The sequence below is a fragment of the Methanocorpusculum bavaricum DSM 4179 genome (assembly GCF_000430905.1).
Lineage (GTDB): Archaea > Halobacteriota > Methanomicrobia > Methanomicrobiales > Methanocorpusculaceae > Methanocorpusculum > Methanocorpusculum parvum.
Genome location: NZ_KE387268.1, coordinates 144,849 through 161,459 on the forward strand (window position 1 = coordinate 144,849; position 16,611 = coordinate 161,459).

Here is a 16,611-nt window from a genome sequence, read left to right on the forward strand (position 1 = left end):
GGAGATCGCTGTTTTCTGCAGGTACTTCGAAAAATCTTCCGCCGATATCGCCGGCGCGCCGTCATCGGACCGCGGGACAGAACAGATAACATAGATAAGACCTGAATACTAATATAATCAGACTGAAAAATCGCGGAGATATCATATGCAGGTAGCCTATATCAAAAAAGAAAAATGCAACACGGCGATGTGCAACCGCTGCGTGAAGTTTTGCCCGGCATCACGCAAAGATCAGCCGGTCATTTTCATCGGACGGAATAAAAAAGCAACGGTCGTTGAAGAGTTATGCAACGGATGCGGAAAATGCGTGAAGATCTGTCCTGAGAAGGCTATCGAGATGGTCAACCGGCCGGACAGAAAACCCCTCGACGCCGAGATCGACGAGAAGCTTGAGACGATAGAAAAGACCGAAGAAGTCGAGGTCACGGCTGAAGAAACGGCCGTGAAGCAGACCGCGCCGCCGAAGAGGAAAGAGACGCCGGAAGAGAAGATCGCCTCGAAAAAAGCGCGGCACGCCGAGCGCGTCATCCGGACAGCGATCTCCTGCGGTCTTGGTATGGCGGCGGGTATCGTCTCCTATTATCTTGCAGGCACGCCAAACCCGGTCAACGACTCGATGATCGAGGCAGGCCTTGCAGGCGTTCAGGCAACTCCTCTTGTAGGGGTCCTGGTCTTACTTGTGGCGATCGTTATCCAGAAGTCCCTTTTCATGGTCCTCAAGATCGACACCTCCAAACTCGGCAAAAAAGACTGGTTCTATCAGGCATTCATGACCTTTGCGACCTGGTATCTCTCCTGGACACTGATGCTTTCGACCTCCCTCCTCTCCGCATAAATGAGACTCGCCATCGTTCATAAAGACCGGTGCCATGCCAAAAAATGCGGCAAAGAGTGCATCGCGTACTGTCCCCGGGTCCGTACCGGTGATGAGACCATTATAATAGGGGAGAGCGGCAGAGCAGAGATCTCCGAAGAGCTGTGCGTGGGCTGCGGTATCTGCGTGAAGAAATGCCCGTTCGAGGCTCTGGATATCATCCAGCTTCCTGAGGAGCTGGATACGCCGGTGACCCGCTACGGGCCCAACGCGTTCGTTCTCTACGGGCTTCCCCAGCCGGTGGCGGGAAAAGTCACCGGACTTTTAGGCCCGAACGGTATCGGGAAATCCACCGCGGTGAAGATCCTTGCGGGGCAGCTTCGCCCGAATCTGGGTATCTTCGATCATGAAGTTGAGTGGGCGGAGATCCTGAAGCATTATGCGGGAACGGAGCTGCTGGATTATCTCAAGCAGGTCGCCACAAAGACGATCAGGGCGTCGATCAAACCGCAGTATATCGACTTTATCCCAAAGGCGTTCAAGGGGACGGTCAGATCCCTTCTGGAAAAGAATGATGAGCGGAAGATGCTCGATTATTACGCGAAGGAGCTGGCCCTTGATACGATCCTTGATAAGGATCTGACGTATCTTTCGGGCGGAGAACTTCAGCGGGTCGCGCTGACGGTGGCTCTTTCGAAGGAGGCGGACTTTTACTTCCTTGATGAGGTGACTCCTTTTCTGGATATCTATCAGCGGATGATCGCGGCGCGCCTTATCCGGGAGCTTGCGGCAAAGCATCCGGTTATCTTAGTGGAGCATGATATCGCGATCCTTGATATGGTGGCGGAGACGGTGCATATCGGGTACGGGAAGCCGTCGGCGTTTGGTATCATTTCCCGGCCGAAGGGGGTGCGTATCGGGGTGAATCAGTATCTCGAAGGCTTTGTCGCTGAGGAGAATGTCCGGATCCGTGATTATCCGGTGCTTTTTGAGACGCGGAGTCATGAGAGTGATGTGGACCGCGAGACGCTGATGACGATCCCGAGGATGACGAAGTCGTTTCCGGGTTTCAATCTGACGGTGGAAGGGGGCGAGGTCCGCAGGGGCGAGGTGCTTGGTATCGTCGGAGCGAACGGTATAGGCAAGTCGACGTTTGCAAAGCTGCTTGCGGGCGTGGAGACGCCGGACGGCGGGAAGAAGTTCGATACGGTGCGTGTTTCGTATAAGCCGCAGTATGTGACGGCCGATTCGTCGGATTCAGTCGAATTTACGCTCCGGGCGGTGACCCGCAGGTTCGATACGTCGTATTATCAGCATGAGATCCTGGAGCCTCTTGGTCTTATGCCGATCCTGCAGTCGGAGGTGAAGAATCTGTCGGGCGGAGAGCTTCAGCGGGTGGCGATCGCGTTGTGTCTTTCGCGTGAGGCGGATCTGTATATTCTTGATGAGCCGTCGGCGCATCTGGATGTGGAGCAGCGGCTTGTGACGACGAAGGTGATCAAGCGTGCGGCGGAGGATAAGGGGGCCGGGATCATGGTGATCGATCATGATATGTATACGATCGATATGATCAGTGAGCGGCTGCTGGTCTTTGACGGGGTGCCGGGTAAGGAAGGTACTGCCCGGGGTCCGTTTGAGATGAAGGACGGGATGAATCTGTTCCTTTCGAGTCTGGGGATCACGTTCCGCAGGGATAAGACGGGCAGGCCGCGGATCAATAATCCGGGGTCGTATCTGGACCGGGAGCAGAAGGCGGCAGGGGAGTATTATTACTATAATGCTGCGGAGTCGGCTCTGGCGGCTGAGGGAAGCAAGGAGGAGTAACTTCGGCGAAGTGAGGGCCCCGGCTGAGGGTGTCCGCTTTCAGCGTCCAACCCGCCAACGAAAACACGAAAAGGGGGACAGGGGCGGAAGGATTTTGGTGGTGGGTGTGAGATTCGGGAAGTGTACGGGTGGGTGTGGAAGCATGAGAAAAAACCAACCGCGAACCGCAAATCAGAGATTTGCTCTCCGCTTCGGGTCTTCGACCCTCGCTTGAATCCGCCCTTCGGGCTCCCAGAATCGGATTTGCTTTTCCTCACTCTCGCAAGCCTGCTATGCAGTCTTGCTCATCCCTTCATCGGGAGCGGGTTGGACGCGGAACGCGGACGACCTTAGCGTAGCAAATCTTTAGATTTGCGGGAACGTTCGGGCAAATCCTGTCGCCGCCCCAGCGGCTCCTGTGGGAGAAAAAGGTTTTTTTATTATATTTCGGGGTGCGGGGCCGCGACTGTGGGCCGTCCCTTTAGGGGCGGCCTCAGCAGAGCAAGCCCCGGAGGGAAGCGAAAGGGACTTGCGACTCCGGCGCTGAGGCGGATTGACGGCGCAGCCGGCGATCTTAGCCGAGCAAGTCGATAGACTTGCGAGTCGGCCCGCGGTGGGGTATCCTATTTTCTAGATTCAGGTTTAATTTTTGCCAGACTCATCTGATGCGGGATATTCAGAATATCGGGGTATACAGAATTAATGGCGAGTTGCTCAAGTCTCAAAGATATTTTTTCTTCAGAATATGTGCAATACGGAGATGCGTCATATCAGTACTGGTGTAAAGTTCATCTACTACAGACTGAATTGAACGTTCATTATATAGCCCTCTGTTTTCCCCGTCGGTATCCACACCATAATAATTCAGCAGACTTTTACAAAGCCATCCTTTGTATTCCTGGGACCCGTAGTATTTTTCCTCAATAACTTTCAGGCTCAGATCCTGAAAAAGATAATAATACAAAAACTCCGGAACCAGATCCTCCAGATCCCGGTAATCAAAAAATTTATAGGTTTTAAACATAGATGACACCAGTTTATGAATAGTTGGTATATCGGCAGCAGACATTATTAAATACCATGTTTGGCTTATTTCCGAAGTAACTCCCTGATTTTTCCAACCACAACATCAGGTGTTTTCTTTATTTCATGTTCCCAGATCCTCAAAACTGTCCATCCGGTATTTTGCAGTTCTTCATTAACCCGCAGATCCCTTTCCACATTCTTCTGTAATTTCTCATTCCAGAACTCCCCATTTGTTGCCGGTGGACGGAAACAAACGGGGCATTTATGCCAGAAACATCCGTCAACAAAAATCGCCAGTTTTTGTTTTGTAAAAACAATATCAGGTTTTCCCGGGAGGTTATAATAAACCCGATATCCCCGGAGTCCTGATTTCCACAAAAGTTTTCGGAGTTTTAACTCCGGAGATGTGTTCTTGCCATGTATCCGAGACATATTTTTCTTTCGTTGTTCCGGGGTGAGAACATCAGTCATTTGAAGAAGATAGCATGTCACGTATTTTTTCTGCAAGTCCTTTTGCCATCAGGGGGGGAACGGCATTTCCAATCTGAATGAACTGTGATGTTCTCGAACCCTCAAAGATATAATCATCTGGGAATGACTGGATCCTTGCTGCTTCACGAACAGTAATCGATCTTGCCTGATTAATATCCGGATGAATAAAATAGTGCCCGTCCTTCGAAAGATGGGACACTACTGAATGAGAATATCCATCAGGATTGACAACTTTGAATCTGTCAAGAAATGATGATTTATTTTTGTGAGACTGTAATTTTTCCGGTAGATCCGTGTATCTCATCCGCTTCCCTTCATTCCAAGCCCTGATAGCATATCTGTATATTTCCCTATCCTGGTCAGAGTTTGCCCGGGATATATGATGTAAAATAATATCCATATCGGGAGCACGTAGTCCGGATTTCTTCAGGTATTCATTTGGTTTTGCATTATACTCCTGAACAATCTCACCTTCACCTGCCTGAAGGGAGGGCAAATCCTGCAGAAGGAGGTCCCTGATTGTAGCTTTGGAAGGGTGTTTTTCAAACTCCGGAAAATCATGTTTTTCCGGTTTTCTCCACCCAATAAATATTATCCGTTTTCTCTCCTGAAGAACACCAAAATCGGATGCATGCAATATTTTCATATCAACATTATATCCTGCGTCTGTCAGACCGGATATTATATCGTTGCATCTTTTACCGGAGTTCATAGACTGTAAACCGGGAACATTTTCAAAGACAAATACACGGGGATGAAATCTATTTAGGAAATACAGGTATTGCTGATACAAAAATCCCTTTGGATCCTGATAATCCTTTTGAATCTGTTCCCACCTTCTCATCATAGAATATGCCTGACAGGGTGGCCCTCCAATAATAATATCTATATGCCCGTTTATCTTGTTTAGTCGTGACTGAATCGTTTTGGCTATCTCATCTCTGTTTTCGAATGTGATTTCCCGGTTAATTACACTGTTATCATCAATTCCATGTTCAATACAATCTAACAGGAACTGACTACGTGCCTCTGGTGCAGCATAATTTTTCATGTATTTTCTGTATATATCCAGATGACCACTTTCTCTGAGTTGATGGAATAATATTCTGGTCTGGAGGGATTTAGCCGCATCCGGATTCATTTCCACATGAGCAATGAAGTTAAAATCAGCCTGAATAAAACCCTCTGTGAGACCCCCCGCTCCGGAAAAAAGATCCAATACATTGTATTTTACAGTCATGGTTTTAAATCACTTTCACTTATGGTTTAGGACGTAAGTATTAATATCATTTCAAACGATCTTCTATCTCAACCTTAGAGATATTCCTGGTAATTATTCGTAATTTTCATTGCATTGACTGGTTTATGAAGAATTTCCCGTCTTACCATAATCGGATGGAAAATGTCGGCATTGCTGAGGATTGCAGCTCTTTCTTTTTTCAGCCCGTCATAGATTTTTCTAATAGCCTTGTCTTCAAGAGATTTACCACCTTTCAATACTTTTACCCGCATATCCTGAATATGCAAAGCGGCATTATATGATTCTTCCAAATCATATTTCTCAGCATCCGAAACATACTTTTTTAGTATTTCGTGAATACGATTCACATCAGACATCCTGAATGGATGTTCTGTTCGGTACAGATGATAACAAACCTGATCAATCCGAACACGATCGATGTGATGTAACCACAATCTGATGGTATTTGGATCCTTTGCTGTTAATCCGGCACTGGCAAGAAGCTGAAGAACATATTCCTGCGCCTCATCCTGACTTAAATTTCCCGATTTGTGAATGAATTCAATTGCCTTGAGAATATAACGGATCCACGCAGTCGAATAGAAGTACATCGCTTTATAATTTTTCCAGCTATAAGGTCCACGCTCAAATGTAATGTCATTCTGATGTTCCATCATATAACGGAAGAAGATCCCTCTGAACGAGGAGTAAAGGTTTGTTTTTCCAATAACAATGTCTTTATTTGAGAGAGTTTCAGCCAACTTCGATTGGGTCAAGGAGTTATCAACTCTGATATCATCAAATAGACTCTCTTTCAGGATAAGGACGTTAGTATCCATCGGGATGAACAAACCTCTTCCATTTCCATCTACACAAAGTATAATAGTAGTTCCTTCCGGAATTATTGTTCCAAAAGTTACTGCCTCTTCTGAGTCATCACCGGATGCAGGTAGTAATGTATTAGGAACACACCTGTCTGATTTAAATGCAGTTATATCTTCATCCCGGTAATATTCTTCAAGAATTACCTCCGATTTTTCTGCATCTTCCAATGGAATTTTATCAAGGATATCCTGCAGACAGGGTGGTATCTGCTGATTCTCTGATGGATGGATAACCGGACGGACAATGTGTTCAAGAAGTCTTCTGTCCAGAATTTCTTTGATGTGTTGAATCCCGTAAGGATCATTGATAAATATAAATTCTTTGATCGGGGATCCCCCTAATTTATATGACATTGATGGATATCTGGATGAAATTACATATGTATGGGTATCTTTGTCATTTTTACTTAATTCCTCTGAAAGCCGGCTCCAACAGGATACTTTCAGATTCCATGACTGAACCATCTTATTCTCGTCAATAATTTTTTGAAAACTATTTTTCTCAAACGGACTGACCACGAATATTACATTACTTTCGGGCTCAAGTTTAAGAATTTGTTCTGCTGTTTCGATAAACAAATCACGTAATGGATTTTTATCAGGGAAATAATATTTTTCAATCAATTCTTTAAATAAAATTCCAACAGATTCCGGTATTTTCCCATCAGAAATCCGTTCTGCCAATGTATCATTAATCCAGTCATAACTGAAACCCGGATCCTGAAATGATTTCCGTGCCACAAACGACAGGGAATGGCGTTCATCCTTAATCTTCAACGGGGATGCCAAAAGACTTCGGATAAAAAACCCGAAAACAGCTATAAATATGTCTGATTTGTCATTTAGTAGTTCAGAAAATGCCTGATAAAATTCTGGTAAATACGAAATGTATCGAATTTGAACTTTATCCTGTTTTGAAGCAGGTATTTGCCCTGATGATATGGGTGATGGAAGTTCCGGGGATTCAGATGTTTTTTTTCTGAATTCTTTAAGAACATGATCTGAATCCAGAGTTTGAATGATTACCGGAAGTGAGGAAAAAACATTCGTTTCCTGATCAAGTTGATAATACTGCCTGTATTCAGGTTCTGTGGAAAATAAAAGAACAGATGATGAAGTGGATTTCAGGAAATCCAGCATATGCCGGCTTGCCTGTCCGGAATATCTTATATCTGCGATATACGTGTCCGGATTGGTAATAATTGTCAGATCAGGATTCAGATTTCTGATTGTATCAAAGATTACACCAGGTTTCATGCTTGTATCTTCATCCGGACTCAGAATATAGAGATTGGCATTCTGATTGTCCACACCGGCATCCTGTCCTGTATAAACTGCAGTTTTTAAAATATCCTTACAATATCTTACTGAATCTGAATGAGCAAGAACTTCTTTCATCCATGAAACCTTATATGAAAACTTTTTTCCAGACCACTCAGTGCGTTCCGTAAATGTAAGATCCCATATTCCATTCTCATGATATAGTGATTTTTTATCGGAGTTTTTCCGTGCCTGAGTTACGGACCGTATCGATTCTTTTCCATACTCATCTTCAAGATATTTAATCATAGCATTTTTGCATTTGATTAATGATTTCTTACACGTACACTCTATTGGTCTATTATTCAAACCGTATTTCTTTCTTTTTACATGAATTACGTCTATCTTATGATAAATATTGGACTTAAGGTCATTTTTATTGATTTTTATCCAGTCGGTGTTAATTGGATCATCGTCTGTTTCAATGAAAAATGTTCGTGAAATAATCTCGATCGGATCATTTACTTCCATGTTGGAAGAATTCCCATAGTTTCCAAGAACAAGAATTTTTTTATCAGGATGGTGCTCTATATATTCCGTTAGTGCAATTGGTAAAAAACGTACATCTTTCCAGGGCCATGTAATAAGATGAATCCCCTTTGGGTCCTCACAAATCCAATTCACATATTCTCTCTCTATAGTATTGAGGAGGACATGCCTATATATTGGAATTTTTCCGGATTCCATGTTGACAAATGGTGTGTTTTTTGTGGAATATTCCCGAAGTTCTACACTTTCAGCAAATTCTGCATGACACTTAGGGCAGTAATAATTTCCATCATCCTGCTTGGTTAATGGAGGTGCAGTTTCCAACTTTTGGGAATTGTAAGGTTTCAGACATTCCGGACAAGTCACGCATGTGTTGTAATAATCTCTCATGTATCCTCCAGTTTTTGAAGGAGGTCACACATCTTCCCGGCAGTATTCCCATCACGAACAAGGAATCCAAGTTCGTAATTACTCTCAAGTGCTGTATTTGACAGATTTGCAGACCCGCAATAAATACTATGGCCATCAGAAATGATAACTTTAGCATGAAGCAAAACATTTCTGACTTCGATTATTTTTAGGTATGGATATTCCTCCTTCAAATCATATAACCGGGTAACTGCTTTGGTTATTTGAAATGAATTAGGATTCCTGTCTATGTACATGTAGACAATAACTGAAATTCCCCGATCCAGAGCCTGTTTTATTTGTGATACTATTTCCTGATTAGTGAGTATATATGCTGTCAGAACTACTTCCTTTTTTGCGTCCAGAATCAGGTTTCTAATCACTGATGATGAAGAACGTACCCCATATCCAATCCATTTATCTCCGGTAGCTACCGGGATGATATCACTATTCATTACTCAGTACCATCGAGGAATATATGACGATCAAGCCATTTGTTTCCATGTTCGCATGATGTTTCAGAAATAAGGAGACAACCATAACATGCAGATCCGTTAACCATTTTTCCTTCCCGTTTTACATCATGACACAATGGATCATTAGAGCATATCATGATCAATTCTTCAGCACGTTTCATTATTTTCTGGAAGGAATCCACAATATCAGTTAATCCCCCCATTCCACCATCGTCTCCCGGAGTAGTATTATAGATTAGAATCCCCCCTTCATTCATCTTTTTATCATAATACACACGCTCCCTGATTGAAGCAACAGAGTAACCGGTAAATTCAGATATTGATCGGATCAATGCATGAGATAAGGTGTGCATCCAGACAAACTCCGGAATTGAGCAGACCTCAAGCCAGTCTGAATTAATCTGTGTTTTATCCGGAGTGAAGTTCGACCAGCTTTTGTATGCAGCGCCATGTGGAATATCATTCAGGGAGTTGTTATTACAATGGATGAAAATACCCTCTCCAAATCCTTCAAATCCGGGGAACCAGAACATTTCCCCATTTTTTTCTGCAATAGAGATCATCTTGGATGGACTTATTTCCTGGTTATTCATTAACCTCCGGTATCCTCTTTGAACCGTAACAGTCCGTATTTTATTTACCCGTCCTATCATCAGTTCCGGAATGAGTTGTGTCGTCTTTGGAAGAGGGTGAAGTTTCCCCATCCTGAAATTTACTGACCCGGTTTTTCCATTTTCATTAAGCAACGACCGGAATTCTTCGTTGATCATATCAATAAATGAATGTTGTATTTCATCTGAACCATTAAGTTTATTTAAAAATGCGTCAAGTCCGTCTATTTTGATTGCCTCAATTATTGTGCTTTTGGATTCTGAAGAGATATTAGGGAGTGAGTGGATGCGCCCAATTAGAGTGTCAGCTGTGAGATCATTGTCTTTCGGGCATAATGCAATTGTTGTTTCCAGAATTAATTTAAGTGACCTTTGTTGCAGGATCCGGGAAAAATCATCATCATATTTAGGAATCGTGAGAAGTGTGACTATATCAGCAATCCTTAATGATACCGACTGTCTTTGGACAACTTTCATCTTCTTATCGCATTTATCATAGTTTCTTTCAGGCTGGCCATAAACTGACGAAGCGCCATTTTTGTCAGACAACATTTCCTTCTCGGGTATTCTTGAACTGCATTTGTGAGCCATCCTGTATATGTCCTGCATTGTGGTCTCCTTATTACAACTCCTGCATCTGATTCTAATGGATGCCAACGAAGAACCGGAGGCAATCCAGTCAAAGACTTTCGATGAGCATCCGGATCTTTCGTGATGAACTGCATAAGACCAATCGATTTCATCCAGATGACCTTCCGGACATGCAGCCACAAATCTGACAGCGCTGTTTTTATCAGAACGTCCACAAACCGGACATTTTCCCTCTTTATGGAGAACGGGATGTTTATGCCCCTGAAGATTATAGCAGATTTGCCATTCCGGGAAGATTCTGGTTACATATACTGCTTTATTTTCCGGAAGCCCCAGTTCAGCATTTGATGGTAATGCAAATATTCGGCATTTATCCGCGGATTCTGTAGATTTTGCCAGATACTGACACAATCGTACATCACTGATCTCAAAACGATCCAGCATATTTGTATCCCAGTAATATTTCAACCCGTTTTTCATTGATGGAATCAGTCTGGGTCCGTTTTTCGTTTCAATAACCGCTCCCGGACCATAGGTAAAGATAAATGAGGATCTCCGAATCGGTTGAGTGTCAGATATATTTGCCATTTTTACACTCCTAAGTTTGTTGTATCTTCAACATCTCTCAGTGAAGTTGGTACATTTTTGAAAACCGACCACACACTATCACTATCATGAGCTTTTTCGTAGGGGGGGTGAGCAGGATTTCCAAGGATTACACATTTCTTTGGTTTCGAGTAGGGGGCAAACTCACTATATGGGAGTTCGCCGCTATAGTTTTTGGATCTGGTTTCCCAAAGTTCGAATTGGGACCAAAGATTATCTGCAATAGATTCAGACCAATCATAAATACAGAATTTACACAGTGATACAAAGTTCTTGAACTCTGCTCTGGCATTTTCCTGCTGTATTAAATGCCCATCATTATTTTCCCAGGAAACCTGAGTTTTAGCAGAATTTCTGAGATATGCAACCATTATCCCGGCCAGGGCTCTCTCAAGACATCCTGTTGATAAGGGGGAAACAGAAACCTGTTCAACTGCAAGATTCATCTGTCTGTGATATCCGGTAAACATTTCATAATGACTTAAATCACGTGGTTTTCCGGGTTTGTAGATAACCGGAATCAATGCCCCGTGTCTACGTCCCACACGCCCGGTTGCCTGGATATACTGTGATGTTGTCTTTGGCTGACCATTCACGATCATTAATGACAGATGTGGAATATCAACACCTGTACCAAACATAGACGTGGTAAAAATTGCATCATGGTTTTCCAGATGATCACGCTTCCCTCCGTTTTCGAGCATCTCAAGAAGTTGGGGAATAGATGTGGAATCTATTCTCCCGGATAACTCGATACTTTTTTCTGCATTGTCCGGTTCAAGATCACGTCTGTTATCATCTCCGGAAATCTGACTCAGCCGTTCAACTATATCTGCCCTGTAAAGTGAGCAGATACCCCCTAACTCACGAATCGAGTTAAAATAACCAACAATTGTCCAGAAATTATTGATGAAGGTGTCTGTTTCATTATCTTTCCCTGTTTTCAAAAGACGTGCCCATACTCTGATAGCCGGAGTGAGTGCCCCGCGACCCGGACAGAAGATTCCCATATACACCTTGCCCGGTTCTTCAGCATCCCATGCTGCATCAGTAGTATATCGGACAAAGAAACTATCTTCATATTGTAATCCATACGGCGGAAATTGTTGTGTTGGTGTATTGAATAGAGCTTTGATCTGCTTTTCGGCGTGGTTCACGGTAGCTGATGATGAGACATATTTTGGTCTTCCGCCGCTCTCCTTTATTAATGCCCTGATCATTACTTCATATAACCCGAACATGCTTCCCAATGGTCCTTCAAGCAGATGTAATTCATCTTGGACGATAAGATCGGGTGGGAGGAATTGAACAGTCTCAACTGAGTTTTCAGGTTTTAGTGCAGCGGCTGAATGATGTTTCGGCATATACGGGCTATCCTTTTCAGATCCCCGTAGATATCCATAATAACGGTTGAAATATCTTACTTTGCCAAAAATAGAGCCGGCACGTGGTTCAAAAGCGAATTGTGCTATTTTATCAACTGTGCATATGAGGATAGTAGGACACCGGTGAAAAATCTGTTCATCTACCGTATATGCAGGAATAGGAATACATTTCTCCCTGAAAAAGGGATTCGTTCTTTCACTATTTATTGGAAGTTCCTCACTCCATTCATGAGAAGCGTTTAAATCACAATCAGGATTCGGACAGTAGATCTCAAAGTCCGGAGAAGCAGATGACTTACCAAATGATGGGGCTGGGAAATAACCCGGACGTGATGGTCTGAAAGCCACGCACTCCCCCATAATTTCAGAATCACGATCTCCGATGAACTTTCTTATAATCTGATCAATTTGCTCATCATTTTTTGGTGAATTTGTATATAATTTTACATTAATTATGTGATATCCTGATTTTTCTGATCGAGTAAATAGATTTCGTGCTACCGAGCACGTCATGCTCATATCTTCCAATTCCACGTGATATGTGGATAGGATTTTTTTCAGTTCATCCCGTTTTAATTCTGTATGGATTACAATGTGAAGATGGTGTTCGCCCGGTGGAAGCCCCGCTTCAGGAATAGATAAACACTCACCGCAAACCGGACACTTGGTAATCTGTGCGGGTTCGGATTTTCTATGTTTTCCTTCAAGAGCGGTAATTGCACCTCTCAAGTCCTTTCCGGAATCTCTCAGGTGATTCGGTGTGACATCTCCGCCTACAAGCATACCTGTTGAGAATCGACCTCTACCATAGATCCAGTCTCCCCTAACCGGGCATTGTTCAGGTCTCCATCCATGAAGGTTGCCATATTTCATGACCCGGAGATATTCTGCAGCAGTAACCATTAAAAGTGTACGCCTGAATTGTTGAACCGTCAGAAGTCTGAGAGTATATCGTGTAATTACTGAGACCCCGGCTCCGGTGTTGCCGGCATTATCTTCCCCGGCGATGGGTTTTGCCCGGATTCTACGTAATGAGATAGTAAATGCCATAATTGCAAGATAAGCTTCAGTTTTCCCACCTCCGGTAGAGACCCATAATAAATCCATTGTATCCCGGTTTTTTGATTCAGGATTGTAGAGGGATTCGATACATGTCAGGAAAAAAGCAATCTGAAATGGCCTCCATACAAAATCCGGTGTACTATCCGGATTTTTCTGTCTGGATTTCCATAGGTTTTGTTGCCACAATACCTTGTTAGCAAAACAAAATGCCAGTCTTGCATCTTCTGACGTGATAAGACAATCAATTCCCTCTTTAATTCTTTCAATGCAGATCGTCTGAGCATTAAGAATGTTCTTTTCTATTTCTGAATACTCTGAAACCCGGGAGACAAGTTTGACTTTATTTTGTTCAACCCATTTGGAATATGAATCGATAAGTGGTTGTAAATATCCTGATAAGAGCTTTGGATCCCATGCTTCTGATAGTTTCTGAGTTGATAACTCGGGTTTTTCATAACCTGCCGGCCAGTCAAGGTCAGGAGAGGAAAGGGCAATCAGAGGTAAAAATTCAGTTCTGACATCACAGTTTACATATGGTTTTGTTTTTTCCGGATCAATTTCATTTTCCGGCCACAATAAATTTACATCAACCTGATCATAATAGTCGACGTCTTTCCAGACGGCTGCACACATATATCCTCGTGCATATGATGCAAGGTCTCTATGAACATAGCTTAAACCGTCTTCAACATGTATTTTATTTGGTAATAATAATCCATTTTTGATATTTACACGAATAGATGGTTGAAACAGAGATCTTTCTTCTTTTATCTCTTTGTTTTTAGGCGGGGGTGGAATTAGCATCCTGTTTACAAGTGATATTATAACGTGGTGTGAAGTGGGAGTTCCTGAAGATGGCAGTGTCCTTACAACCAGCTTGACATCACCGTCTTCTTCGGAATATATAGTCAATTCCTGTTGTCCTGGTTTATTTATCTTTACTTCACAGAATTTCAGATATGGGATTCTTTTCCATCCTTTCGAAGTATCATCATCCACTATCTTACTTTCGGCATGGTAACGTGCCCACGAAACACATACATCAAGGATAGGATTATCTCCGGAAACAAGGAATGAAAGTCCGAATGATTTGGGAGGGTCTTTTGGATTTAATTCATTTGGGATCGAATAGATTGGTTCCTCTTCATACTCATCATCATTGACCAGATACTTTGGATCTGTATTTTCAATGATGTCCCGGGTCAACTCAACATCCGGGGTATTTATCAGATCTTCTGATATCCGGGTTGGTGGGACGATAATACCTGTAACATATTCTTCGGATGGATTTGCAGAGATCAGCTCATATACCCCAAGTCTTGGTCCTCGTAAATCCTTGAGTAATTCATTAATGTATTCTCTGCGTAATCCGTTCATGGTTGATATATTCTCTTTTTGGCAAATATAATCATTCCTACTCTTTTCTCTCTTGTGAAGACGATTTTATTAGGCATCTGCCATGAAACCAGCCTGTTTATCCATTATCTGATTTTTTATCCGAATCTAGCAATAAATAAGTACCGAAAATTGTGCGCTCCCTTTTCACATCATTCCCCCTCTCTCCGCCCCTGTCCCCCTTTTCGTGAATTTCGTTGGCGGGTTGGCGACGAAGTCGACGACCTCAGCCTAGCAAACCGAAGGTTTGCGAGTTGGTGCTTTTTGGTGTGGGCGGGTTGGACGCTGAAAGCGGACGACCTCAGCTGAGCAAGTCGATAGACTTGCGAGGGACGGGGGAGGGCACTTAAGAGGGCCACCCTTTCTCATCTTTTTCTTTTTCGTGTTTTTGTGTGTTTTTCGTGCATTTCGTGTGATGAATTGTACCATCCAAAACAAGCTAATACGCGAAATCGAAAAGAAAAAAATCGGCTAAGATCGTCGACTCTCCACCAACCCACAGTCGGAAAGGTCACCCCTTCGGGTAGTCTGCTTCGCTTCGCTCGCATCCAACCCGCAGTCGCAAGTTTCCTTCGAAAACTTGGTCGCAAGTCTATCGACTTGCTCGGCTGAGCCCGCCCCTAAAGGGACGGCCCGCCTCCGCTAAGGGACCTAAAGGTCCCCGCCTCCGCTGAGGTCGTCCGCGTTCCGCGTCCAACCCGCGTCCCGTCGATCAGCCGCTGCGAACGGAGAAGAGTCTCTTTCGACGCCCCCGCAGTTTTCATTAGTTCGAGCTGCACTCTTCGGATATCTTTCCCTGTCTGGCATAACTTATCCGCATACATATCCTTCTGAAAAAACAGCGGCTTCAATCTATCCTGCAGCGTCGGCGGAATATCACTCATCATAACGTATCTCCTGCCCAGGTATCCCCGAACACATAAACAACCTAAGACGTCACGCATTATAAACCCCTGACCGCGCGGTGGCGGGTTGCTCCGCAGGAGCGGCCTCAGCTGAGGCGGATCGACGGCTCAGCCGGCGATCTTAGCCGAGCAAGGCTTTGCCTTGCGACCAAATCTCTGATTTGCGAAGCGATAATGCCCCCAAAAAACGGAAAAAACCCGCTCTCACTCAGAGAGATACCGTACAAAAAATGCAAAAAAACGTCCCATGTCAGGCAATCAAAATCATTAATACATCTCAGATGAATCATTCAGTCAACTTCAGGTGATACCATGAAAGAAAAAACTGATCAAAAAAATAGAGCTCCTTGGATCGTCATTGGCATTTTACTTCTTATCCTCGTATCCCTGATCGGGTATGTTCTTGTGACCGGAGTACCCGACGACACAAAAACCAGCGCATACGAAATACCCCATCCTGACGTTATCCTGCAGATGACGACGTATGAGGATATACTTGACTCCCTATACAAAGAAAACCCTCTGGATCTCTCTTCAGTAAAAATCACAGATAGTCTCTATACCACGGAAATCGGATACTTTGACCCGGTAACATGTAAACAGACCGAAACTCTTCCAGTCGAAACAGATAACATAACCGATTACATCCAAACCGTCGATCACATGCTGACCGACGAAGAACTAAGAAGAACGTATGGGAATGGCGGCCTGGCTGAAACTACGACGATCTTTGGCACCTGGATAACCAACCTTACCTGTACAAAAGACTCAGACCAATTCGTTATCTCCCTTCAGCGGGACAAACTCGTGCTCTCCGGGGAATTGAGCGCATCCACGCTCAGAGCCATAAACACGTGGAAAAAAATAATCCCCGAACGTATCGCCCTGGAAAGAGAGGATTTTTACAGGTAACCCATAGAATGATGAAATATTCCACGTACTCTTTGTGAAAGAATCGGTACAATGAAAGAAAAACCGGCACGCAAGCGAGGGTCGAAGACCCGAAGCGGAGAGCAAATCTCTGATTTGTGAACAAGCGAGGGTCGAAGACCCGAAACGGGGAGCAAACCGAAAGTTTGTGAACAAGTGAGCGAAGCGAAACGG

General features: G+C 43.9%; 11 protein-coding genes. 3 read left to right on the forward strand and 8 right to left on the reverse strand.

What is annotated here, in order from left to right:
• Positions 1 to 145: 145 nt before the first annotated feature.
• Positions 146 to 835: an EMC6-like membrane protein gene (locus tag H575_RS09170; protein ID WP_081406702.1), complete on the forward strand. Its 690-nt coding sequence runs from the start codon at positions 146 to 148 to the stop codon at positions 833 to 835.
• A complete protein-coding gene (locus H575_RS07265) occupies positions 836 to 2,638 on the forward strand; it encodes a ribosome biogenesis/translation initiation ATPase RLI (protein ID WP_042700114.1) in 1,803 nt (600 codons plus the stop codon).
• A 700-nt stretch (positions 2,639 to 3,338) separates the two neighbouring features.
• Here H575_RS07265 and H575_RS07270 read toward each other — a convergent pair.
• The 8 genes from H575_RS07270 to H575_RS07305 all read right to left on the reverse strand — a co-directional run bounded on the left by H575_RS07270 (position 3,339) and on the right by H575_RS07305 (position 15,489).
• Positions 3,339 to 3,641, reverse strand: coding sequence for a hypothetical protein (locus H575_RS07270; protein WP_042700115.1), 303 nt, complete (start codon positions 3,639 to 3,641; stop codon positions 3,339 to 3,341).
• Between the two features lie 65 nt (positions 3,642 to 3,706).
• A complete protein-coding gene (locus H575_RS07275; RefSeq protein ID WP_042700117.1) occupies positions 3,707 to 4,114 on the reverse strand; it encodes a very short patch repair endonuclease in 408 nt (135 codons plus the stop codon).
• Positions 4,107 to 5,375 carry a DNA cytosine methyltransferase gene (locus H575_RS07280; RefSeq protein WP_042700119.1) on the reverse strand — a complete coding sequence of 423 codons (1,269 nt, stop codon included), beginning with the start codon at positions 5,373 to 5,375 and terminating at the stop codon, positions 4,107 to 4,109. The genes H575_RS07275 and H575_RS07280 overlap by 8 nt, the downstream gene beginning before the upstream one ends.
• A gap of 74 nt (positions 5,376 to 5,449) precedes the next feature.
• Positions 5,450 to 8,458 (reverse strand): hypothetical protein, encoded by a 3,009-nt coding sequence (locus tag H575_RS07285; RefSeq protein ID WP_042700122.1) that lies wholly within the window; start codon positions 8,456 to 8,458, stop codon positions 5,450 to 5,452.
• Positions 8,455 to 8,931 carry a phospholipase D-like domain-containing protein gene (locus H575_RS07290; protein WP_042700125.1) on the reverse strand — a complete coding sequence of 159 codons (477 nt, stop codon included), beginning with the start codon at positions 8,929 to 8,931 and terminating at the stop codon, positions 8,455 to 8,457. The genes H575_RS07285 and H575_RS07290 overlap by 4 nt, the downstream gene beginning before the upstream one ends.
• Positions 8,931 to 10,742: a DUF1998 domain-containing protein gene (gene drmB / locus H575_RS07295; protein WP_042700127.1), complete on the reverse strand. Its 1,812-nt coding sequence runs from the start codon at positions 10,740 to 10,742 to the stop codon at positions 8,931 to 8,933. The genes H575_RS07290 and drmB overlap by 1 nt, the downstream gene beginning before the upstream one ends.
• 2 nt (positions 10,743 to 10,744) lie before the next feature.
• Positions 10,745 to 14,584: a DISARM system helicase DrmA gene (drmA, locus tag H575_RS07300; RefSeq protein WP_042700130.1), complete on the reverse strand. Its 3,840-nt coding sequence runs from the start codon at positions 14,582 to 14,584 to the stop codon at positions 10,745 to 10,747.
• A 638-nt stretch (positions 14,585 to 15,222) separates the two neighbouring features.
• A complete protein-coding gene (locus tag H575_RS07305) occupies positions 15,223 to 15,489 on the reverse strand; it encodes a hypothetical protein (protein ID WP_042700134.1) in 267 nt (88 codons plus the stop codon).
• Positions 15,490 to 15,819: 330 nt separating this feature from the next.
• Here H575_RS07305 and H575_RS07310 point away from each other — a divergent pair, with 330 nt between their 5' ends.
• A complete protein-coding gene (locus tag H575_RS07310) occupies positions 15,820 to 16,419 on the forward strand; it encodes a hypothetical protein (RefSeq protein WP_042700138.1) in 600 nt (199 codons plus the stop codon).
• Positions 16,420 to 16,611 lie beyond the last annotated feature (192 nt).

Excerpts from the sequence above, each read along its gene's own strand:
- H575_RS09170 (WP_081406702.1), top strand. The coding sequence starts at position 146 with ATGCAGGTAGCCTATATCAAAAAAGAAAAATGCAACACGGCGATGTGC.
- H575_RS07265 (WP_042700114.1), top strand. The coding sequence starts at position 836 with ATGAGACTCGCCATCGTTCATAAAGACCGGTGCCATGCCAAAAAATGC.
- H575_RS07270 (WP_042700115.1), bottom strand. The coding sequence starts at position 3,641 with ATGTTTAAAACCTATAAATTTTTTGATTACCGGGATCTGGAGGATCTG.
- H575_RS07275 (WP_042700117.1), bottom strand. The coding sequence starts at position 4,114 with ATGACTGATGTTCTCACCCCGGAACAACGAAAGAAAAATATGTCTCGG.
- H575_RS07280 (WP_042700119.1), bottom strand. The coding sequence starts at position 5,375 with ATGACTGTAAAATACAATGTATTGGATCTTTTTTCCGGAGCGGGGGGT.
- H575_RS07285 (WP_042700122.1), bottom strand. The coding sequence starts at position 8,458 with ATGAGAGATTATTACAACACATGCGTGACTTGTCCGGAATGTCTGAAA.
- H575_RS07290 (WP_042700125.1), bottom strand. The coding sequence starts at position 8,931 with ATGAATAGTGATATCATCCCGGTAGCTACCGGAGATAAATGGATTGGA.
- drmB (WP_042700127.1), bottom strand. The coding sequence starts at position 10,742 with ATGGCAAATATATCTGACACTCAACCGATTCGGAGATCCTCATTTATC.
- drmA (WP_042700130.1), bottom strand. The coding sequence starts at position 14,584 with ATGAACGGATTACGCAGAGAATACATTAATGAATTACTCAAGGATTTA.
- H575_RS07305 (WP_042700134.1), bottom strand. The coding sequence starts at position 15,489 with ATGATGAGTGATATTCCGCCGACGCTGCAGGATAGATTGAAGCCGCTG.
- H575_RS07310 (WP_042700138.1), top strand. The coding sequence starts at position 15,820 with ATGAAAGAAAAAACTGATCAAAAAAATAGAGCTCCTTGGATCGTCATT.